The organism is Mesorhizobium sp. B2-3-11 (genome assembly GCF_006442215.1).
GTDB classification, from domain to species: Bacteria; Pseudomonadota; Alphaproteobacteria; order Rhizobiales; family Rhizobiaceae; genus Mesorhizobium; species Mesorhizobium salmacidum.
In genome coordinates this window covers 20,309-41,635 of the sequence record NZ_VFVS01000024.1, presented here as the reverse complement: position 1 = coordinate 41,635, position 21,327 = coordinate 20,309, and the positions used below count along the sequence as shown (strand labels likewise).

General features: G+C 62.3%; 21 protein-coding genes. 12 read left to right on the top strand and 9 right to left on the bottom strand.

Annotation, left to right across the window (positions count from 1 at the left end; all coding sequences use genetic code 11):
- The first annotated feature begins 114 nt into the window (after positions 1 to 114).
- The 4 genes from FJ960_RS26070 to FJ960_RS26055 are packed head-to-tail and all read left to right on the top strand — an operon-like array spanning position 115 to position 4,758.
- On the top strand, positions 115 to 1,026 hold the full coding sequence (locus FJ960_RS26070) for a nucleotidyltransferase domain-containing protein (protein ID WP_348642371.1): 912 nt from the start codon (positions 115 to 117) through the stop codon (positions 1,024 to 1,026).
- An 8-nt stretch (positions 1,027 to 1,034) separates the two neighbouring features.
- Positions 1,035 to 2,861 carry a metallophosphoesterase gene (locus FJ960_RS26065; RefSeq protein WP_140717859.1) on the top strand — a complete coding sequence of 609 codons (1,827 nt, stop codon included), beginning with the start codon at positions 1,035 to 1,037 and terminating at the stop codon, positions 2,859 to 2,861.
- Positions 2,851 to 3,864, top strand: a complete 1,014-nt coding sequence (locus FJ960_RS26060) for a thiamine-phosphate kinase (protein ID WP_140717857.1) — start codon at positions 2,851 to 2,853, stop codon at positions 3,862 to 3,864. Before FJ960_RS26065 ends, FJ960_RS26060 begins: the two co-directional genes overlap by 11 nt.
- Positions 3,865 to 4,758 carry a hypothetical protein gene (locus FJ960_RS26055; protein WP_140717855.1) on the top strand — a complete coding sequence of 298 codons (894 nt, stop codon included), beginning with the start codon at positions 3,865 to 3,867 and terminating at the stop codon, positions 4,756 to 4,758.
- Here FJ960_RS26055 and FJ960_RS26050 read toward each other — a convergent pair.
- From FJ960_RS26050 to FJ960_RS26035, 4 genes are all read right to left on the bottom strand, one after another.
- Positions 4,729 to 5,508: a hypothetical protein gene (locus FJ960_RS26050; RefSeq protein WP_140717853.1), complete on the bottom strand. Its 780-nt coding sequence runs from the start codon at positions 5,506 to 5,508 to the stop codon at positions 4,729 to 4,731. The genes FJ960_RS26055 and FJ960_RS26050 overlap by 30 nt on opposite strands.
- 112 nt (positions 5,509 to 5,620) lie before the next feature.
- Entirely contained in the window at positions 5,621 to 6,931 is a 1,311-nt protein-coding gene (locus tag FJ960_RS26045) for an integrase arm-type DNA-binding domain-containing protein (protein ID WP_181174324.1), read from the bottom strand.
- A gap of 626 nt (positions 6,932 to 7,557) precedes the next feature.
- Positions 7,558 to 7,758, bottom strand: a complete 201-nt coding sequence (locus FJ960_RS26040) for a DUF2934 domain-containing protein (protein WP_140751975.1) — start codon at positions 7,756 to 7,758, stop codon at positions 7,558 to 7,560.
- Positions 7,759 to 7,885: 127 nt separating this feature from the next.
- Positions 7,886 to 8,137, bottom strand: a complete 252-nt coding sequence (locus FJ960_RS26035) for a SapC family protein (RefSeq protein WP_246672959.1) — start codon at positions 8,135 to 8,137, stop codon at positions 7,886 to 7,888.
- 68 nt (positions 8,138 to 8,205) lie between these two features.
- Between FJ960_RS26035 and FJ960_RS26030 the strand changes: the two genes are divergently transcribed.
- From FJ960_RS26030 to FJ960_RS26020, 3 genes are all read left to right on the top strand, one after another.
- A complete protein-coding gene (locus tag FJ960_RS26030; protein WP_140717846.1) occupies positions 8,206 to 9,444 on the top strand; it encodes a Xaa-Pro peptidase family protein in 1,239 nt (412 codons plus the stop codon).
- A gap of 172 nt (positions 9,445 to 9,616) precedes the next feature.
- Entirely contained in the window at positions 9,617 to 9,832 is a 216-nt protein-coding gene (locus FJ960_RS26025) for a hypothetical protein (protein WP_246672958.1), read from the top strand.
- Between the two features lie 114 nt (positions 9,833 to 9,946).
- Positions 9,947 to 11,728 carry an NAD(P)/FAD-dependent oxidoreductase gene (locus FJ960_RS26020; RefSeq protein ID WP_140717844.1) on the top strand — a complete coding sequence of 594 codons (1,782 nt, stop codon included), beginning with the start codon at positions 9,947 to 9,949 and terminating at the stop codon, positions 11,726 to 11,728.
- A 44-nt stretch (positions 11,729 to 11,772) separates the two neighbouring features.
- Here the strand turns inward: FJ960_RS26020 and FJ960_RS26015 are convergent, their stop codons facing one another.
- Both FJ960_RS26015 and FJ960_RS26010 read right to left on the bottom strand, forming a co-directional pair.
- Entirely contained in the window at positions 11,773 to 13,008 is a 1,236-nt protein-coding gene (locus FJ960_RS26015; protein WP_140717842.1) for an amidohydrolase/deacetylase family metallohydrolase, read from the bottom strand.
- Between the two features lie 30 nt (positions 13,009 to 13,038).
- The gene (locus FJ960_RS26010; RefSeq protein ID WP_140717840.1) at positions 13,039 to 13,404 is read right to left on the bottom strand and encodes a RidA family protein; all 366 of its coding nucleotides are present in this window, start codon (positions 13,402 to 13,404) and stop codon (positions 13,039 to 13,041) included.
- 218 nt (positions 13,405 to 13,622) lie between these two features.
- Here FJ960_RS26010 and FJ960_RS26005 point away from each other — a divergent pair, with 218 nt between their 5' ends.
- On the top strand, positions 13,623 to 14,108 hold the full coding sequence (locus tag FJ960_RS26005) for a hypothetical protein (RefSeq protein ID WP_027145943.1): 486 nt from the start codon (positions 13,623 to 13,625) through the stop codon (positions 14,106 to 14,108).
- Positions 14,109 to 14,146: 38 nt separating this feature from the next.
- Here FJ960_RS26005 and FJ960_RS26000 read toward each other — a convergent pair whose 3' ends face one another.
- On the bottom strand, positions 14,147 to 14,779 hold the full coding sequence (locus FJ960_RS26000; RefSeq protein ID WP_140717838.1) for an isoprenylcysteine carboxylmethyltransferase family protein: 633 nt from the start codon (positions 14,777 to 14,779) through the stop codon (positions 14,147 to 14,149).
- A gap of 233 nt (positions 14,780 to 15,012) precedes the next feature.
- Here FJ960_RS26000 and FJ960_RS25995 point away from each other — a divergent pair, with 233 nt between their 5' ends.
- The 3 genes from FJ960_RS25995 (at position 15,013) to FJ960_RS25985 (ending at position 17,995) form a co-directional block, all read left to right on the top strand.
- The gene (locus FJ960_RS25995) at positions 15,013 to 15,807 is read left to right on the top strand and encodes a hypothetical protein (RefSeq protein WP_140717930.1); all 795 of its coding nucleotides are present in this window, start codon (positions 15,013 to 15,015) and stop codon (positions 15,805 to 15,807) included.
- A 103-nt stretch (positions 15,808 to 15,910) separates the two neighbouring features.
- On the top strand, positions 15,911 to 16,594 hold the full coding sequence (locus tag FJ960_RS25990; protein ID WP_140510961.1) for a winged helix-turn-helix domain-containing protein: 684 nt from the start codon (positions 15,911 to 15,913) through the stop codon (positions 16,592 to 16,594).
- A 30-nt stretch (positions 16,595 to 16,624) separates the two neighbouring features.
- A complete protein-coding gene (locus FJ960_RS25985; protein ID WP_140717836.1) occupies positions 16,625 to 17,995 on the top strand; it encodes an ATP-binding protein in 1,371 nt (456 codons plus the stop codon).
- Between the two features lie 201 nt (positions 17,996 to 18,196).
- Here the strand turns inward: FJ960_RS25985 and FJ960_RS25980 are convergent, their stop codons facing one another.
- Complete coding sequence (locus tag FJ960_RS25980; RefSeq protein ID WP_140717834.1) at positions 18,197 to 18,625, bottom strand: Lrp/AsnC family transcriptional regulator; 429 nt, start codon at positions 18,623 to 18,625, stop codon at positions 18,197 to 18,199.
- A gap of 121 nt (positions 18,626 to 18,746) precedes the next feature.
- Between FJ960_RS25980 and FJ960_RS25975 the strand changes: the two genes are divergently transcribed.
- Complete coding sequence (locus tag FJ960_RS25975) at positions 18,747 to 19,850, top strand: saccharopine dehydrogenase family protein (RefSeq protein ID WP_140717832.1); 1,104 nt, start codon at positions 18,747 to 18,749, stop codon at positions 19,848 to 19,850.
- Positions 19,851 to 19,877: 27 nt separating this feature from the next.
- Here the strand turns inward: FJ960_RS25975 and lpdA are convergent, their stop codons facing one another.
- Positions 19,878 to 21,266: a dihydrolipoyl dehydrogenase gene (gene lpdA, locus FJ960_RS25970; RefSeq protein WP_140717830.1), complete on the bottom strand. Its 1,389-nt coding sequence runs from the start codon at positions 21,264 to 21,266 to the stop codon at positions 19,878 to 19,880.
- Between the last annotated feature and the right edge of the window lie 61 nt (positions 21,267 to 21,327).

Genomic DNA, 21,327 nt, shown 5'->3' with positions numbered 1-21,327 from the left:
GCTCAGACTTCGCTCTCGAGGGGCGTTGTACAAGCCCGTGCCTGTCTTGAAAGAAATGATCAAATAGGGCAGCGTCGAGGGACTCGTCAGTCCGCCGGGAGCTGCACCGTGACAATGCCGATCCATCTCGAACAAGAGCCGGAGCTCCTAAGGCGGATCACAGACTACCTCCAGGCCATGTTCGGGAACCATTTGCTTGGTTGCGCGCTGATCGGCTCTCGTGCCAACGGCTATGCCAAGCCGAAATCAGACGTTGACCTGCACGTCGTACTTAAGGCAGGCGTAAGGACCCAGCAACTGGGTTTAAGGCGCCAACAGCTGCTCGGCGCCGAGGTGCATATCCTAGCCATTCTTGAGTCGACGCTTCGCGATGGGGCGATCGACGTGCGGCGCCAGCCGATGGAGAATGTGTGCCTGACACTCTTCGCCTACAGGGTTCTTTGGGGCGCTCCATATTTCGATGCAGTCAACGTCATGGCGCGAAAGGCGGAGTTGGTCGCGACGTTGCGCTGGCTTGCGGCGCAGAACATCGTCGGCATCGTCGACCCCGATCGGCTACTGGTCGCGACGATCATCCGCAAGCTCATCTGGGCCCCGCCCTTGGTCGAGCGCTGGCAACGCAAGATGCGCGAGGTGGGGATTCAGCGCACTTGGGACGATGCAGCCTTAAACCTGAGGCTCAGCGTCACCGCTGAAATTGCGGCCGCTGTTGATGCCCCCGGCAGCGCAAGTCCGATCGGTGGTCCGAGGCTGGCCCTTGGGAACTTGCTTGCGCTTAGTTCACGACACCGCAATCTATCTCGGGATGCCAAGGCCGTGGTGAACGGCGCTATCTACGGTCCACCTTTTTTGTCGCTTGCTGCCTACGAGGCATTCAAAGTGGCGCGTGTGCGGCTGCCGATAGAACAATATCTCTCGGGAGTGCCCCCAGAAGGGCTGGAAAGATGGATCGAAGATAGCGCAAAGTTAAAAGGTGTTGCGCGTGCGCGGATCGTTCGCAATCGAATCAAGGACTACATTGTCTAGGAGGGACCGTGCGTATACTTCATTTGAGCGATCTACATATCGTTGCCGAAGAGACGCGAAACTTGGCGGACGGCCTCAACAATGGGCTCGACGGCCTACCGTTCAAGCTACAACTCCACCCGGCGGCCGACGGGAGCCGGGAGATTCTGCTTAGGACAATCGGTGAACGCTATGCCGGGAAGTTTGATGCCATTCTGGTCACTGGCGACCTGACGGGCTTCGGTGATGACCGGTCTATGATGGAGGCCGCAGCATACCTAGAACAGATCGCTGAGGTAGCGCTAACCACGAAGGACTATAAGAAAGTTATCGTCATTCCTGGTAACCACGATGTTTTGGAATTTACTCTCACGGCTTTTATCAATGCCGTGCAGAATCAAGTGGGAGTGGCAACGGCGCTACTATTCAGGTGGTTCGGCGGCGACGCAGCAAGATTGGCAGAGCGGCTCAAGAAGCTGCTGACCCAGCTTCGTCCGGACCGCGCATTTCCAATAGGCGTAGCCGAGGTTGAGGATTTCGCTGCCTATCTGCGTGCCGGCTTTAATATGAAGTTGTCCAAGTTTACGTTGCCCGACATGGTTGGACCGACCACCGTTAACGTTGAGGGCAAGGCGGAAGACGGTCGCGAGATGCGAGTCAGATTCGCACTAATCAACACGTTAACCTTTACGCCTTTCCTTTTCTCTTCGGGAATGATCAATGAGTTGGAAGCAGCCTTCCTAAGTTTACGGCTTGAAAAAGAAGCTAACTCGGCCACCGTTGCGTTAACTCACCAAGGTTTTCTGCCTCTTCCATCCCTTTTCGCAAAAGGCAGCGATCGTGCGCCTCGTGATATCGCACTTATCTTCGAACACTCGCTCGCCTCCCTGGTAAACGGCTACAATCTGGCGCGCGTTCTGCAGAGCAATAATGTCGAACTGCACTTGCATGGGCATGAACACTACCACACAGCATCGAGCTTCGATTTCGAGCTCGATAAACCAGGAGCGCTATACTCCTTCGGTAGTGCTGCTGCCGGAAATATTGAAGGCGCGGAATTCGGCTTCAACATTCTTCGCTTCGAAGCTCCTAGCGTCGTACAGATCGAGTCCCAGCAATTCCGGCAGGTAAAGGCAACGTTCGAGCCCTCCGGTAGGCACTTCGTAAAGTTGGGAGATCAAGTGCCGGAGCGTCTGACACGCCTGGCTCGCAGCGAATTGCATCGCGTGTTTTACACTACTGCTGATCCGGCAAATGTGATGGAAGCCACCATGAGCAAGGAGACCTACAAAAAGGCTTGCGACGATCTTTTCGAAACCTCTGATAAGCGCCTGCTTTATTTCGGCGTTCAGCTCAAGAGCGCCCGCGACGCCATCGAACGCTGTCTCTATGACGGCACGCATGAAAAGCAGAGGCGTTATATAAAACGGTTGAAAGAGGGCGTTGAATTTCTGATTACAGGGTCGACTTATCTCTATACCGGCCGTAGGGAGCCGGACGACGCAGAGAAGGCGTCCGCTGCGATTGCTCTTGCTCATGAATGGCAGAGTTTTTTCGAAGAAATCGCTAGTAGCATGCAAATGACCCAAGCCGAATTGCGACAGCTAATCCAAGTTAAGAAGACCTCGGCCCCGCTGTCCCATGGTGGCGTAATCGAGTATTCATTTGAGAATGGACACTATCGCTTCCATAGAGCTCTCGTCCAGACCGTCAAATTTCAAAAAGTCGTCGACGACGAGCTTTATTTTGAGGTGCGCGACAACATAACGTCGGGTTTTCTGAAGTATTATGCAGGAACAGCGTTAAACCTTTGGCTAAGGGGCTCAAAGGTGCTGGAAGTCGTCGATGCCATCTGAGCTGAATCAGGCCCGCTTGGTAGGTATCGCAGAGCATATCTTTGGGGATAGGCATCCGCTGGTAGTGGCGGGCGTTGGGGATGATGACTGCGCCGTTGTGACGCTGAACGGACAGATGCTTCTGCTGTCATGCGACCTACGCAACCACCGCCGCTATCTCGAAACCCACGCGCAGCTCGACTTCGTCGAAATGGGGGCGTTCGTCGTCCGGCAGAACTGTGCAGATATTTACGGGTCTGGCGGGGTGCCCCTGTTCCTGTTGCTGGCAGTGACACTGCCAGGGGAGGTTTCCGAAGCGCAGGTTTCTCAACTGTTCATAGGGGTTCGCGATGAAGCTCTCAAGTTTGGCGCCGTCGTGGTGGGGGGCGACACGAAGGAGGGCAGCTCGCTAGTTGTCGGCTGCACGATTGTGGGATCGGTGCCCGGTGAGCCATGGCTGCTATCTGGTGCGCGGAGCGGGGATGACATCTATGTCTCCGGGCCACTCGGTGGCGTGACGGCGGCTATTGCGCTTCTCGAGTTGGCGCACGATGGCGAGCACCGCGCCATGGCTTTGGATGTAATGCGCAGCGCCAGCATCGACGCGAGGCAGATACGCTTGTTAGAGGGGATTGGAATCCGCTGCGGCACCGATATTAGCGATGGCCTAGCCCGAGCACTATATAACATAATTCGGCGCTCGCATGTGGGATTCGCGGTAGATGCGACGTTGGTGCCACGGCATCCGCTTACAGACCTCGCTGGAGTGCGGCTTGGACTGGATCCGAAGACGTTTGCTTTCGGTTATGGGGGCGATTTCCAGTTCGTCGTGACGGCACCATCCAGTCTTGCGAAAGCGGTTGTTGCAGCCGGGTTCCAGCGCATCGGGGTAGTGACGGAGACGGTGGGGGCCGAAGTCAATTGGGGAGGTGGCAGGGTTAGCCATCTGGCAGATTTCGGCCACGATGATTTCATCGACATCTCGCCAGGGAACCGCTTCGTCCGGCATTGGAACGGGCGCTAGATGACCGACTATTTTGACAACGTTCCCAATCAGAACGAACGCCAACAGGCTCAATCCAACTATGTTTATAATGAGTTGGTGTTGCGGGCGCCGCCGTTGTCGGTTGGGGCCTCTCTTACCCGGGCAGTGCATCTCGCTGATTTCGTGTTTGGAAGTCGCATTACGGATGCGCTGGCGAGGCTGATCGCCAAGCCCCTGCTCAGACCAGGCAAAAGGCGACCCAAACTACCGGACTCTTATCTCATACTCCACAGCGACCTCTTTAGCATTCCGTGGTTTGTGAGAAAGCGAAGGCTCGCACCGGGGCACTACATTGTGACAGTCGGCGAACAGCGCATCGGCGTTATGGCATGCCGTCGCGGGGCGTTCGAAGCGGCCCTGCAGGCCGATGCGTTGGGACGGCTTGGCATTCGACGGATAATCTTCGTTGGCACCTGTCTCAGATTCTCACGCAACGATGAGACCTCAATGGTGGTTATTGCCCGGCGCTACAGTTCGGAGCTTGGTCGTGCAGATCCGGCATTTCCGCCGATTACGACCAACGAGGACCTATCGGACCACCTTTTCGCTGCTCTTATTAGGGAGAAAGTCGCTGCAACAGTCGGCGACGTTTACGTGGCTCACAAATTCGTGCTGGAAGAGGCGCCCGACACCCTAGCGATGCTAGCAGGTTCTGGAATAGCAGCCTTGGAGATGGAGGGGATCGGCTTTGGCTGGGGACTAGCCCGGCATGGCGGTGATTTTGCCGCCGCGCTGGTCCCTCTCGATCGCTTCTGGCCCGAAGGCGACAACCGGCTGTTGAATACACACTTGGGCAGCTACCTTTCAGCGGCGCGGGTAATTAAACCGCTTGTCCGCGCGGGTCTAGCCGCGCTGCTCCTGCCCCGGCGATGAGGGTCCAAGAAGGGCGCCGGCGCGCCGTGAATTGGCGGGGTGTGGCCACTTGCGATAGTCCCACTGATTCGACAAACCGGCGCCGCTGGCAATGTGCCGGCGGAAAAACTGCGACAGCTGCCTGGGAGCTTCTGCCCATAGTACTCGCGCACCAGAGAGCAACAAATAGTAGTCAGCGCCCTTGGGGATATCTGCCCAGGGATCGTCGGTTTTTGCTGGGAGCCAAGAGAACTCCGGCGATTCAGAAAGGACGCGGCCCATCAGGTCGAAATCAAGCAAAGCAGCGTGCAGATGAGCCTGATCGGTACCACACCCGACAGGAGAATTGGCAACAGCAGCGCCGTGCTCGAAGAAGGCAGCGCAGCGTTGTTCGCCGGAAAACCGGTCCGCAACTTCTCGGGCCAGTTCAAGGGTTTGGATACGCTCTCCCCGCGAAAGAGCTCTTATACATGGCGCTCGACGGCGCGGAACGATAAGGTACCAATGCGGAACGATAGCGCCGATCGTCGGGACTACGGCAGCCCGCGGATCAGACCAAAGGTCGACGTCATAAGCTGGATTAGGCCCAGACGACTTGCCCTCGACCACCCATTCGAAACGACTAGACATCTTTGCTACCCGCCAACCAACAGTTTTTTTGGATAACACAGTGCATCGCCAGCTGTCGATTGCTGTCCACAAGATGTGAGAGTTTTCAGCGAAATAATCGGAAACGACGCTTGATCGGTGTCGCACGGCCACCCTAGCCATCGGCTATGCTACGATCTGCAACGGCCCAACGCACATCGAAAAAGTGCAGGCGCGTTCATGGCTTACTCATCGAGGCAGCGAGTGCGCGGACTTTTTTCGCTGATGCCAAGCTTCACGCTATTCGAAAGTCTTGCGGATCATACCTTGCAGTAGATTTTGGCGCGGCTATCAGTCCCTGCAAATGGTCCTCATAGGCCTGCAACGCGGCCCTCTTTTCTTGCAAATAATCATGCTTGTTGTAGGTTTTTTGCAATCCTGGCTTTGCGTGGCCGAGCACGGCATCGCGCACCTCCTGATTGAAACCCAGATGTGCAAGTCGCGTCTCACAGGTCACCCGAAAATCATGAATGCGGTAATGCTGGAGGACAGCATCGGACTTGCCTAGTTCCCTCCGCAGATATTCCTGCGCGAGTTGGTCCAGCGCCTGCTTGCCTTGGGAGAAGCCGGCGACCGGCACGCGGCCATGCCTCGAAGAAAAAACGAAGTAGTCGTTTCCGCCCACCCAGACTGGCAAGCGCTCAAATAGCGCCCAGAGGCCATCGGACATCGGCACAATGTGTTCACGCCGGCTCTTGAAACGCTCTTTGCCGAGATCCAACCACCGATTTTCGCTGTCTATCTCAGATCGCTTGCAGAAGGCCCACTCGGCCCTACGCTGGCCGGTCAGCATGAGTGTCTGGTAGAGCGTGCCAAATGGATAGCGTAGTTCGTTCGCGGCCATCCAGATAGAACGGATTTCGACGTCGCTAAGAGCGCGCCCGGCCTCAGTGTTTCGCGCCAGATCGTTTCGCTTCAAGCCGCTAAGTGGGTTGTTAGCGATAAGCTCGCGGTCGGCCGCCCAATTGAAGATGCGTGACATCTGCTTGCGGACCTCACGCGCCGTTCCAATCCGGCCGCTTGCAACAATGTTGTCGATGATTTCGTGCACGTCGGATCGCCGGATATCCGCAATCGGTGTGTCGCCCAAATGCGGCACAACGTGCAGGCGCAACACCCGCTCGACGTTTGGCCAGCTCGATATGGTCCTTGCTGCGTCCTGCCTTATATGTCGCTCCAATACCGCCGAGAATGTATTTGCCCGCCGCTCTCGCACGCTAGAGGCCAGCTCGGCTCTCGGGTCTGCGCCGGCGCCGGCCTTGCCTAAGATTGCTCGGGCACGCTCTCTGGCGTCTGCCAGACTGACCACCGGCCATCTGCCAAGCGTAATTCGATGCTGTTTGCCGGCTAAATGGCGGCCGGATTCGGTCTGGCCGCCCTCGCCGAGGACCCGGTAGATCACCGAGAAGGATTTCGCTCCTTGATCGGAGACCCGTAGGATTAAACCGGGGCACAAGTCGTCACCGACCTCTAGCCGACCGGTCTTAGGCGGTGTCATGCGTTCAAGGAACTGGTTCGTAAGGCGCTTCTTGCTGGTCGTGGCCATTTGCTTCCCCGGGCGTCCGGGTCCTCTTCGCTGATCTCTCGCCGGGTTTCCGAGGGGAGCCGCAAGTTGCGGTTTTCGACGGAACTCGACGGAGCTGATCGTTCCGCTCCCCGCGTCCATAGACAATCGTTTTCTGGATGAAAGAGTTACTCGACGGAACGAAACGTGTCGTCGAATCAATGGGTTGCCAAGGTTGGGGTCGAGCGTTCGAATCGCTTCACCCGCTCCAGTTTCCTCCAAGGAAATCAAGCATCGAAAAGCCGCGGTTCGCCGCGGCTTTTTCGTTTCCTAGGGCACCGGAACCACAGCTACCTCAGGGCCTGCGAAAAGGCCGTGGTCACCGCCCGGTTACCAATTTGCGGATTCGGTGTAGCGCGCAATCGTAGCGTCGAAGGTGTGCGGCAGTGCAGTACCTCCAGGCAGAACGGGCAAGCGCTGGCCACCATAGAGCCATGGCAAAGCAGTGAACGTTCTTTATCTGATGCGCGTCTCCCGTTCGCGGCCTTCGGATACTTGACGCCACATTTAGTAGGTGGAGGAGATGCTGCGGCCCAAACCCAGCCCGACAATCCCCCGGGAATAACATGGAATCGCAGGAAGCTCGCCTCCCGCCAGGCAGCCGCGTGTCAGTGTTTGGCACCCGACGTGTCGCCGGCGGCATCCGCGCCAGCCTGCTTTCGTCCGGCGGTCAGTTTACCGGACTCGAACTCCTCGACCGCCTTGTCCCAGCAGGCCTTTTCACGGTCGGGCATCAGGCCTTCCCGTTCCCAAAGTTCGTGGGCCCGCTTCCTGATATGCGCGACACGTTCTTCTTGGCTGATCACCATGGCCGTATTCCTCTGGATTCCTGAGGAAGCAACCGGACAGCGCCTGAAATGTTCCAACCCGGATGTCGTCAAACTCGGCCAAGTCGAACACTTCATCCAAGACCGCGATTCGATACGCTTCTTGCCTTCAGGCGCTCTTCGCCCGCTCCCCCTTGCGCACTGTGCGCCAGCGAGGTCCAGCTGTTGGTCGAGGCGAGGTGGCAATAGAGCAGGCCGAGCGCATCTGACTTCCTGAGGTCGAGAAGGCCTCGTCGCTCAATGTGTTGAAGGCCGCCTCGTCGATCACCTGGAAATCGGTGAGGTTGAGCACTTCGCCGCCTTCCAGCGTCACTTTGCTCTCGCGCGGCGAAAACAGGCCGTGCGCAGGGATCAATATCATCGAGCAACCAGCTTGATTGTCCGCACCCGCAGTGCTCCGTTGCCGATTGAGGCATATGGAGACGTTTCATGACGGGTTTTGTCGACCGCCAGCGCGCCACGCATTTGATGCAACGCGCCGGCATGGCGGCGCTGGTGCTCTGCGCGCCCGAGGCCTTCCACTATGCGACCGGCGCGTCGATCGGCCCGGCCGGCCTGTTCCGGCGCGCCGGCGCGGGCTTCGTCGTCATCCCGGCCAGACAGGACCTGCCGATCGGCGTCGTGGTCGCGGACTTCAACCCCGCGCAGTTGCGGACCGCCGCGCCCGAGATGGTTGTGCGTTCGCACCCGATCTGGATCGAGTCCGCGCCGGTCGGGACAAGACCTGCCGGGCTGGCGGAGCGCATCGAGGCCGGTCTGGCCTCGCTCGGTCGCGCGCCGGATTTTTCGCGTCCCGCCACCTTCGATCTCGCCGGCTCGGTGCGCCAGCTGCAAGCCATGCTCATCGATTTCGGGCTGGAGCGCGCCACGCTCGGCCTCGACCTCGACTTCATTCCCGCCGCCGATTTTGCGGCCATCCAGGCGCTGCTGCCGGATTGCCCTGTTGTCGACGGGTCGTCCGTGCTGGACCGGCTGCGCGCCGTCAAGTCGCAGCGCGAGATCGACCTCCTGCGGCAAGGCATCATCTTGTCCGAAGCCGGGCTGGAGCGGCTGCAGGTCGACGCCATGGCCGGCATGCGCCAGGGCGACCTCGTCGCGCTCTACCGGCAAGGCGTCGCCACTGCGGCGGCCGGCTTGTCTCATCCGGTCATCACGGCCGAATATATAACGCTCGGTGCCCGGGCCAAAGGCGCCGACGCCAGGGCCGTGGCTGGCGATCCGCTGAAATGCGACATGGTCTGCACGGTCGGCGGCTACGCCTCCGATATGTCGCGCAACTTCACCTTCGGCCCGCCCCCGGCGGATCAAGCGGAGCTGCACGCCATTGCCGAGCGCGCCTTCGAGGATGGCCTGGCCGAGCTTGTCCCCGGAAACACGCTCGCCCATGTCCACCGCGTCGCCACCGAAAGCCTGGCGCGGCAAGGCCTGCGCTCCTACCGTCGCGGCCATTTCGGCCACGGCGTCGGCCAGTCGGTCTTTTCCGAACAATGGCCGTTCATCGCCGCCGACAGCGATATCGCGATCGAGGCCGGCATGGTGCTGGCCTTCGAGATCCCGCTCTACATCGACGGCCTCGCCAGCTTCAATCTCGAGGACCAGTTCCTGATCACGCCGGATGGACCGGTAGTGATGAACCGGCTGCCGAGGCGGCTAGAGGTGATTGGATAGGGAGGCAGGGGTTGGCGCGCTTGCGTTGCCCATTGCGAGGCAGCACTCTACGGCGGAACTCGGCGGTGATGCCTGGGCACGCATCGGCTGCAACGGTGCCGGGTGCATGGAACGACAGCGTACAGACATGATAAGAAATCGGGTCGAAAGCGGGCTAGGGAAGATCGACTTCATGACCGGAGCTGCCAGACATCCGATTGCCGTGCCCGAATATGCCGACACGTTGAAGCCGACCGCCTCGCGCTTCGCCTTCCTGACAATGATCGACGTCTTGGCGGTAGCCTCGGCCTACAAGCTCGACGGCTCGGCCCACGAGACGGTCCGCCGCATCAAATACAACGCCCAGATCCACCGTACGGGGAAGGAAATGGAGCCGTTGGGAGACTAGTCGCTCTCCCCGTCACTATACCGGGAGAAGGTGCCGGCAGGCGGAAGAGGGGCAGCGCCGACTTCGACAGGTACCGTGCCAATACACGGATTGGACTTATACAAGAGGGAAGAAATGCTCGAAATGTCACCATCCAAACAGGCGGCCGCATGGCTCGAATCCCTGGCGCATGCGCTTCAATCCAGCGACGTGTCAGCGGCGGCCAACCTGTTCGTCGACGATTGCTACTGGCGCGACCTGCTGACCTTCACCTGGAACATCACCACCATGGAAGGCCGCGACGCCATCGCCGATATGCTGAAGTCGACGCTGGCGACGACCAGGCCGGCCTCGTGGCAGATCACCGGCGAGGCGACCTCGGATGAAGGCACGATCGAGGCCTGGTTCACCTTCGAAACGGCGGTGGCCACGGGACAAGGCATCATGCGCCTGCGCGATGGCCGCTGCCGCACGCTGTTCACGGCGATGACCGACCTGAAAGGGTTCGAGGAGCGCAAGGGCGCGACGCGGCCGCTCGGCGTGCGCCACAAGGCGGACCCGGAACGCGAGACCTGGTCGGAGGCGCGGGCGCGCGAGACGCGCGAGCTTGGCGCCTCCGAGCAACCCTATTGCCTGGTCATCGGCGGCGGCCAGGGCGGCATCATGCTCGGCGCACGGCTGCGTCAGCTCGGCGTGCCCACCATCGTCATCGAGAAGAACGATCGGCCAGGCGATTCCTGGCGCAACCGCTACCGCACGCTCGTGCTGCACGATCCGGTCTGGTACGATCATCTGCCCTACATTCCGTTCCCCGACAATTGGCCCGTCTTCACGCCCAAGGACAAAATGGGCGACTGGCTGGAAATGTACACGCGCGTCATGGAGCTGAATTACTGGGGCGCCACCAGGTGCCTCAGCGCCAGTTACGACGAGGCGGAGAAAGAATGGACCGTGGTGGTCGACCGCGCCGGCCAGCGCCTCACGCTGAAGCCCAAGCACATCGTCTTCGCCACCGGCGCCTATGGTCCGCCGCGCAAGATCGAGCTGCCGGGCGCGGACCAGTTCGAGGGCGAGCTGCTGCATTCCAGCCAGTATTCGAGCGGCGAGAAATTCCGCGGCAAAAAGGTCGCCGTCATCGGCGCGGCCAGTTCCGGGCACGATGTCTGCGTCGACCTCTGGGAAAGCGGCGCCGACGTTACCATGATCCAGCGTTCGCCGACCACCGTGGTGAAGTCGGACACGCTGATGCAGGTCGGCTTCGAAATCTTCTCCGAGGATGCGCTGGCGCGCGGCATCACCACGGAAAAGGCCGACATGATCGTCGCCTCGACGCCGTTCGCGCTGGTGCCCAAGGGCCAGCGCGCGCTCTACGACGTCATCCGCGCGCGCGACGCCGCATTCTACGAGCGTCTCGCCGCGTCCGGCTTCGCGCTGGATTTCGGCGACGACGAGACCGGCCTTTTGATGAAGGCCTACCGCACCGGCTCGGGCTATTACATCGATGTCGGCGCGTCCGACCTGATCATCGACGGCAAGATCGGCATCCGCAGCGGCGTCGCGGTAAAATCGCTGGCAGCCAAAGGCATCCTGTTCGAGGACGGCAGCGAGATCGAGGCCGATGCCATCATCGCCTGCACCGGCTACCAGTCGATGAACGAGAACGTGGCGGCTCTCGTCTCGCGCGAGGTCGCCGACAAGGTCGGCCCGTGCTGGGGCCTCGGCTCCGGTGTCAAGGGCGACCCCGGCCCCTGGCAAGGCGAATTGCGCAACATGTGGAAACCGACGGCGCAGGAAGCATTATGGTTCCACGGCGGCAATCTGGCCCTGTCGCGGTTCTATTCGAAATACGTGGCGCTGCAGATCAAGGCGCGGATGGAGGGGATCGAGACGCCGGTGTACGGGGCGCCGGGCCTCTAGCTTCTTCCTTCTTCCACAGGGGGAGAAGGGAAGACCGCACAGCCTCACTCATGCCCATGCCCGAAATGCCGGGTCGCCACCTCGACGTGGGTATGCGCGGCATGCGCTTCGAAACGCTCGGTCTCGCCAAGGTCATTCGCCGCTTCGTTCGGCCACCAGGTGCCGCCAATGACGATGCCTTCCGACATCAGCCGCTGGTCGGCGACCAGCGAGACGCCGACCGCGTCGACGAAGGTGAAGCGGCCCGGACGCTGCCGCAGCACGGCGACATCACCCGCCGTGCCGACCGCCAGCGTGCCGAGATCGGGCCGCGCGATCGCCCGCGCCGGCGCTTGCGTCGCGGCGCGCAAAACCTCGACCAGCGGCATGCCGAGCGCCATCAGCTTCGACATGCACACCAATATGTCGAAGGCCGGCCCGTCGACGCAGTAGAGATGCACATCGCTCGAGATGACGTCGGGCGCCAGACCTTCTGCGAGCATGGCGCGGGCGACGTCGAAATCGAACGAGCCCATGCCGTGACCTAGATCGAAGATGACCCCGCGCTCGCGCGCCAGCCACATGTCGGGCCGCACCATGCCGGAGGCGAACACCGGCGCATTGGGGAACGGCCGAAAGCAATGGGTGAGGATGTCGCCCCGGCGCAGGCGCGGCAGCACTTCGGAGCGGCCGGGCGGCGGCTCGTCTATATGCGCCATCAGCGGCAGCCCGGCCTTGTCGGCGGCTTCCAGCGCCAGATCGACCGGCGCGATGCCGCTGGTGCCGCCGGCATGCTTGCCGGAGCGCACTTTGACGCCGACGACGACGTCGGCGTGCTCGCGCACCGCCGCCACCACCTCGCGCGGTTCGCAAAGCCGGAGATCGCTGCATTCGCCGACCGACACAGTCTGCGAGAAGCCGAAAATGCCGGCAAAGGAAATGTTGACATAGGCCAGGATGCGCACCTTGGAGCGCTCCATGACATGGCGGCGGAAGCCGAGGAAATTGCCCGCACCCGCGCTGCCGGCATCGATGAAGGTGGTGGTTCCGCCCTTGGCGGCGAGCCTGTCGGCATCGACGCCGAGCGAGGTGCCGCCCCAATAGACGTGGCTGTGCAGGTCGACCAGACCGGGCGCGACGATGCAGCCGGACGCGTCGACCACCTGCGCGGCGCTGGTCACGGGGATGTCGGCATCGACAGCGGCGACACGGCGGTTGGCGATGGCGACATCGCGTGGCGCGTCGATGCCGGACGCCGGATCGATCAGCCGTCCACCCTTCAGCAGGAGGTCGAATTGCATGGAGATGCCTCCGCCTTGTTACTTTGCCTTTCAGACCGGCCTGTACGCGACGGCCTCGACTTCGATCTTGATGTCGATCATCAGCCGCGATTCGACCGTGGTGCGCGCCGGCGGGTTCTTCGGGAAGTGCCTGGCATAGACCGCGTTGAAGCCGCCGAAGTCGCGCGCGTCCTCGAGCCAGACGGTGGTCTTGACCACGTCGTCCAGGGTGCAGCCGGCGAGCGCCAATGCGGCCTTCACATTGGCGAGCACCTGCTCGGTCTGCTCCGTGATGCCGCCCTTGACCACGATGCCGTCGCCGCCGACCGGAACCTGGCCCGAGACAAAGACGAAATCGCCGGCCCGCACGGCGGGCGACAGCGGCACGTGGGACGTTCCAAAATTCTGCTTGGGCAAGGGATGGCCTCCTCCGGTGACATGGCAAGGCACCGAGGCGGCGCCCGCTCCGGGACGAGATTTACCGCGATCGGGGTGATCCCGATAGGGCCCTTGTTGGAAAGCAACATCCTTCGAAATCCATGTTGCTTTATTACAGAAGCGCTTGCATCGTGCGCTGCCGGACGGGCTCGACGCCACGACGGACAGACGCCCTTGCGAGACCGGAGACCCCGACGATGACCTTCGACAAGAACCCGTTTCCTTCCGGCGACGCCGACCGCCACGCGCTGTGGGAGATGCTGGTGCGGCGCGACATCGACGCCTTCATCGGTCAGGACTGGTCCATGGTCGAGAACGACTTCGTCGCCGAAAGCTTCTTCGGCATGCACGCGCATTTCCTCAGCAACGCCGATGCCTGGCGGCTGCAATTCCCGCGGCTGGAGATCTATCGCGACGAGTGGCTGCGCCAGGCCAAGGAAACGGCGGCGACCAAATTCGCCGAGCCGCTGCGCGAGGCGCTGTTTCGCGTCACCAATCTGCGCGACATCGATGTCGACGGCGACCGCGCCGTGCTGCACAAGAAGTTCGACGGCAGCGTCGCCAAGGCGGATGGCAGCGTCGACCGGCTGAAATGGCAGACGCTGTATTTCTGCCGGAAGGTCGGGGCGAACTGGAAGATAGCCGGCTTCGTCGGCTACATGCCGTATCCACTGGGCGGCTAGCCGAGGCGCCGGCTGATTGCCGTGCGCCCGCACGGCAATCAGTACAGCGTGATGATAGCCGGCAGCAGTCCGCTTTCCCGGAGATACTCGACGAGTTCGATGATCGGGAAGATGGCGAGGAAATAGAGCCCGTCGAAAAAAGTGCGCTTCAGCGCCCGCGTCGAGAACTGCAGCTCGTCACTGTCGCGGTAGAGCAGCGGGTTCGGCCAGAACCGGGGCGTCGCCTTGATATAGGCTGAATAGGCCGGGCCGAACTTGCCCAGGAGATATTCGGCTTCCTTGCGCGCCGTGACGCGGAAGATCAGGAAGCTGGCAACGCCAAGTGCGGCGGCGGCCACCAGCGAGCCATAGAGCAGGCCGATGCCGACCGCGCCGACCGTCGAGAAGAAATAGAGCGGGTTCTGGCTCATCGAGAATGGACCCGCCGAAACCAGCTCTTCATTCTTCTTGCCGCCGACATAGAGGATGCTCCACAGCCGGCCGGCGACGCAGGCGAGCACCAGGCAGAAGCCGAAGAATTCGAGTGTTTCGTGGCCGTTCGAGCCTTCGCTGAGCGCCGGTTTGGTCAGGAACAGCAGCAGCACCGCCAGCGCCGCCGCGACGCGGATGAAAATCAGCCGCTTGCGCTGGACGAAAGCCTTCGAAACCGGCTTGAGGGAGGCGTAGGTCATTGGTGTTTTCCTGGGGCGCTCTATACGAGCCCGGCCACTGGGGCACGCCATTGATGGCGGATGCAAGGCATTCATCCTCTAACAGCGCACCACGCGGCATTCGTAAAGACCTTTTGCGCCAGGCAAAGCCATCCTTACGAATTTGTATGCCGCCAGACAGGCTGGAGTGAAGTCGCTTGCCTATTGTCCGGATGCCGGATCGCCGCCGCAACATCGACATCGGGACACTTGCCATGCTCGCGCCCAACACACACCCCGCCGCACCAAGCCACAACCGGGTTCCCGACGTCACCCTCGACTTCTGGCTGGTCAAGCTGATGGCGGTGACCATGGGCGAGACGGCGGCGGATTATCTCGCCGTCAACCTCGGCCTTGGGCTGACCGCCACCTCGCTGATCATGACCGGCGTCCTGATCGTCGCCCTCGTCCTGCAGTTCACGCGGAAACGCTACGTGCCCTGGGCCTACTGGCTGGCGGTGGTGCTGATCAGCGTCGTCGGCACGTTGATCACCGATAACCTCGTCGACAATTTCGGCGTACGCCTGCAGACCACGACGATTGCCTTTTCGGTTGTGCTCGCGGCGACGTTCGCGGTCTGGTACGCGAGCGAGCGTACGCTTTCGATCCACACCATCTTCACGACCAGGCGCGAGATCTTCTACTGGCTGGCGATCCTCTTCACCTTCTCGCTGGGCACCGCCGCCGGCGATCTTGTCGCCGAAACCTTCGACATGGGTTATCTGACCACGGGGCTGCTGTTCGGCGGCGTCATCGCGCTCATCGCGCTCGCCTATTATCTCGTCCACCTGAACGCCGTTCTGGCCTTTTGGCTCGCCTATATATTGACGCGTCCGCTGGGTGCCTCCTTCGGCGATTGGCTGTCGCGGCCGGCCGAACATGGCGGTTTGGGTTTCGGCACCATTTTCACCAGCCTGATCTTCCTCGGCTGCATCATCGCCCTGGTCCTCTCCATGACATTGAGGCAAACCGCCGGCGATGCCGACGAGATCCTGCTGGAATCGGACTGAGCCGCCGCCGGGCCCTGCGGCGGCAGCCGGCCTTGCGACCATCCTAGGAAGGGGCCTGTGCCGGTGATAGCCTATCCCCGATATCGGCAGCCAGGAAACAGCGATGCGGCTACTTCTCGTCGAGGACGATCACAGGACGGCGGACTATATCGTGCGCGGCCTGACCGAGGCAGGCCATGTCTGCGACCTCCTGCGCAACGGCCATGACGGGCTTTTCGCCGCGACCAGCGGCGGCTACGACGTGATCGTCGCCGACCGGATGATTCCAGGCCTCGACGGCTTGTCGATGGTCAAGGCTGTCCGCGCCGCCGGCGTCCGCACGCCGGCGATCTTTCTTACCTCCGTCGGCGGCATAGACGACCGCGTCGAGGGGCTCGAGGCCGGCGGCGACGACTATCTGGTCAAGCCCTTCGCCTTTTCCGAGCTGCTTGCCCGCATCAACGCGCTCGGCCGGCGGCCGGCCGCGCAGGAACAGAAGACGGTCCTGCGGGTCGCCGACCTCGAAATGGACCTCATCATGCGGCGCGTCGTCAGGCAGGGCCAGCCGATCGACCTGCAGCCGAGGGAGTTCAGCCTGCTCGAGGTGCTGATGCGCGGCGAGGGCCGCGTCATCACCCGCACCATGCTGCTGGAACGCGTCTGGGATTTTCATTTCGATCCCAAGACCAGCGTTGTCGAAACCCATATCAGCCGGTTGCGGACCAAGGTCGACAAGCCGTTCGGTACCCAGCTCATCCACACCATCCGCAACACCGGCTACAGCCTGCACGCGCCGCTCTCCCAGTGATCGCGCCATCCCGATGACCGCGACTTTCTCATGACGGCAACGTGGACCCGCCTGCTGCGCAGCACGCCGTTCCGGCTTGCCCTGACGTTCGCCTTCCTGTTCATGCTGGCCTTTGTGCTGGCGGGCGCCATCGTCTACCAGATGATGAGCGCCGACCTTGCCGAGCAGCTCGACGACACCATCAAGGAAACCTATTCCGTCATCGCCGCGACCTATGCCGACAATGATCTCAGGGAGTTGGTGGAGACCGTCGAAAACCACTCCGCGCGCAGCCCTGGGAAGGAGCAGCTCTTTTCGCTGACCGACGCGGCCGGCAACCGAATTGCGGGCAACTTCACCGCGGCGGGGCTTCCCGATGGTTTCTCGATGTTCGGCGCCGAAATGCCGGGCCTGCCGCCGGACACCGAATATCGCGCCTATTCCGGTCCGGTCGGCGCCAACACGCTGACCATCGCCTTCAGCCTCTCCGAGACCGAGGAACTGGAAACGATCATGCTGATGAGCTTCGGCTGGGCGACGCTGATCATCACCGGCCTGGCCGTCGCCGGCGGCGCCCTGCTCGCCGCGCGCGTCCAGCGCCGTCTCGACGGCATTGCCGCCACGATGGTCGACGTTTCGCATGGCAGGCTCGACACCCGCATCCCGCTGACCGGCAAGGGCGACGATATCGACATCGTCTCCAGCCAGGTCAACGCGGCGCTCGATCGCCTGTCGGCACTGGTCGAGGGCATGAAGCAGGTCAGCGCCGACATCGCGCATGATCTGAAGACGCCGCTCAACCGCCTGCAGATGATTTTGGAGAGCGCCGCCGACAAGGCCGCGCGGCACCAGGACGTCTCCGACGATCTGGCCGACGCCCGCACGGAAGGCCATCAGATCAACGAGACCTTCGACGCGTTGCTGCGGATCGCGCAGATCGAGGCCGGTGCGCGCAGGGCGCGCTTCACCGATGTCGATCCCGGCGAGATCCTGCGGACCATCGCCGAGGTCTACACCGACGTGGCCGAGGACGACGGCAAGTCGCTGTTGCCGCCGCGGCTGGAGGAGACGACGGGCCGGATCCACGGCGATCGCGAACTGTTGACGCAGATGGTCGCCAATCTGGTGGAGAACACGCTGCGTCATTGCCCGCCCGGCACCTCGATCAAACTGTCGGTGACGCGCCAGGGTGACCGCGTCCTTGCCAGCGTCGCCGACAACGGCCCCGGCATTCCCGCCGGCGAGTGCGAAAAAGTGTTTCAGCGGCTCTACCGGCTGGACCACAGCCGGTCGACGCCGGGCAGCGGTCTCGGCCTCAGCCTCGTCCGGGCCATCGCCGACCTGCACGGCGCGACCATCACGCTCGAGGACTGCCGGCCTGGGCTGGCCGTGGTGGTGAGTTTTCCCTTGGCGACGGATTAACTTCGGAAGTTGGCGAAACCCGGTGTAACGGCCTCCCCCCTTGCGGGGGAGATGCCTGGCAAGGCAGAGGGGGGTGCTGTCCCGCTGGCCTGTCGATCTGTGGTCACGTCGATACACCGGCCCAGGCTGGCGATCCTTCACACCCCCCTCTGGCCTGCCGGCCATCTCCCCCGCAAAGGGGGAGATCGGCTGTATCGATCTTCACCTGTCGATCCGCGTCGACAGGATGATCGACGACGCGGTCCGCTCCACCCCGTCCATGGCGCCGATCTGGTCGAGCAGCGTATCGAGGTCGCGGATCGACGGTGCGTCGACGATGACGATCATATCGAAATTGCCGCTGACCGAATGCAGCGTCCGCACGAACGGCAATGCCTGCAGGCTGCGCACCACCCTATCGGCCAGCTTGGGCGTGACGGTGAGCAGCACATGCGCCCTGACCAGCCCCTGCTCATAGTCCGGCGCCAGCCTGACGCCATAGCCCGTGATGATGCCGCGCTGTTCCAGCCGCTCGATCCGGCTTTGCACCGTGGTGCGCGAAACGCCGAGCTGCCGCGCCAGTTCGGCCGTCGAGGCGCGCGCGTTGGCGCGCAGCAGGGAAAGCAGGGCCTGTTCGGCATCACTGAGCATTTCGACGAAACTCTTCGGCAAATTAATTAAAGATAGGGTGCGGTTTGCAGGATCTCACGCTTCCTTTCGACAGGCAAGCTGCGATGATTCCGGCGAACGCAAATGGCAGGGGTATTTGACCATGAACAACATCGTTATCGTCGGGGCCGGCAAGATCGGCTCGACCATCGCCGAAATGCTCGCCGCAACGGGTGACTACCACGTCACCCTCGTCGACCGCTCGGTCGCGCAACTCACTGCCGCCGAAGTGCCCGACGGCGTCGAGACACTCGAACTCGACATCGCGGCGGTCGGTGCGCTCGAAGCCGCACTCGTCGGCAAGTTCGCGGTGCTGAGCGCCGCCCCCTTCCATCTCACCACGCGCATCGCCGAGGCGGCGGCCAGCGCCGGCGTGCATTATCTCGATCTCACCGAGGATGTCGTCTCGACCAGGCGCGTCAAGGAGCTGGCACGTTCCGCCAAGAGCGCCTTCATCCCGCAATGCGGACTGGCGCCGGGCTTCATCTCGATCGTCGCCAACGATCTCGCCAGCCGCTTCGACACGCTGGAAAGCGTGCGCATGCGCGTCGGCGCGCTGCCGCAATACCCGTCCAACGCGCTGAACTACAATCTGACCTGGAGCACCGACGGCGTCATCAACGAATATTGCGAGCCCTGCGAGGCGATCGTCGAGGGCGAGCTGGTCGAAGTGCCGCCGCTGGAAGAGCGCGAGGAGTTCTCGCTCGACGGCGTCACCTATGAGGCGTTCAACACCTCGGGTGGGCTCGGCACCTTGGCCGAGACGCTGAAGGGCAAGGTGCGCACGCTGAACTACCGCACCATCCGCTATCCCGGTCATGCCGCGATCATGAAGGCGCTGCTCAACGACCTTGGCCTGCGCCACCGCCGCGACGTGCTGAAGGACATTTTCGAAAGCGCCCTGCCGGCGACGCTGCAGGACGTGGTCATCGTCTTCGTCACCGTTTCCGGCCGCAAGAACGGCCGCCTGCTGCAGGAGACCTACGCCAACAAGATCTATTCCAGGCGCGTCGGCCAGACCGTGCGCAGCGCCATCCAGATCACCACCGCCTCCGGCATCTGCGCCGTGCTCGACATGCTGGCCGATGGCAGCTTGCCGGCGACCGGCTTCGTCAAGCAGGAGGAAATCGCGCTCGAAGCCTTCCTCGCCAACCGCTTCGGCCGCGCCTATGCCCAACATGAGATGGTAAGCCGGCTGGCGGGGTAAGCTTTTCGGATACGCCGGCGCGACACCTCAAATATGCAGCGCGTGCCCGAGCGCCTTTAGCGCGGCTTCCTGGAACCCTTCGCCTTGCGTCGGATGCGAATGGATCGTGCCGGCGATGTCCTCCAGCCTTGCCCCCATCTCCAGCGCCAGCCCAAACGCCGCCGACAGCTCCGACACGCCCTGACCGACCGCCTGGATGCCGAGCACCAGGTGATTGTCCGCGCGCGCCACGACGCGGACGAAGCCATCCTCGCCGAGCTTAGTCATGGCGCGGCCATTGGCGTCGAAGGGGAACAGGCCGATCTTGATCTCGGCCCGGGCCTTGGCCTCTTCAGGCGACAGACCCGCCGTCACCAGCTCGGGATCGGTGAAGCAGACGGCGGGGATCGAGCGCTTGTCCCAGCTGCGCTTATGGCCGGCGACGATTTCGGCGACCATCTCGCCTTGCGCCATCGCCCGGTGCGCCAGCATCGGCTCGCCGGTGACGTCGCCGATGGCGAAGACGCCGCGCATAGAGGTGCGGCACTGGTCATCGATCCTGATGAATTTTCCGGCCCTGTCGAGATCGATCTGCTCGAGCCCCCAGCCCTCGGTCACCGGCTTGCGGCCGACCGTCACCAGGATCTTGTCCGCCGCGACCTTGCCGCTCTTGCCGTCGGATGTCTCGACCAGCAGCGCATCGCCTTTTGTCGACAGTCCCTTGGCCTTGGCGCCTGCCATCACTTCGACGCCAAGTGCGGCGAGCCGCTTGACCACCGGCCGGGTCAGGTCGGCATCATATTGCGCCAGCACGCGCGGCAGGGCCTCGACCACGGTCACCTTGGCGCCCATCTTGGCGAAGGCCATGCCGAGCTCCAGGCCGATATAGCCGCCACCGACGACCGCAAGCCTCTTCGGCACCTCGCTTAACGCCAGGGCTTCAGTGGATGAAATCACCGGTCCGCCGAAGGGCAGGAGTTCGACCGGCGCCGAGCCCGTCGCGATCACGATCGTTTCCGCGCGGATCACCTGGCTTCCCGTCTCGGTCTCGACTTCGACGGTCTTGCCGTCGCGAAACCTCGCCCAGCCGTGCACGGTCTTTACCCCGGCCTTCTTGAGCAGGCCGGCGACGCCACTGTTGAGCCGGCTGACGATCCCGTCCTTCCAGGCGATGGTCCTGGCCAGATCGAGTACCGGCGCCGTGACCGAAATGCCGAGCGGGCTCTTGCCGCCGGCCATGTCAGACACCCTCTCGAATTCCTCCGCCGCATGAATCAGTGCTTTTGAGGGGATGCAGCCGACATTGAGGCAGGTGCCGCCGGGCTTGCCCGCCTCGACGATGACCGTATCGACGCCGAGCTGCCCGGCACGAATGGCGCAGACATACCCCCCGGGCCCGGCGCCGATGACCAGCAGCTTGCAGGAGATTTCTTTCATGATGGGACCCTGGTTCGTTCCGGCATTGCACCTGCAGACCGCCAACCTTGAAGAATGGCCG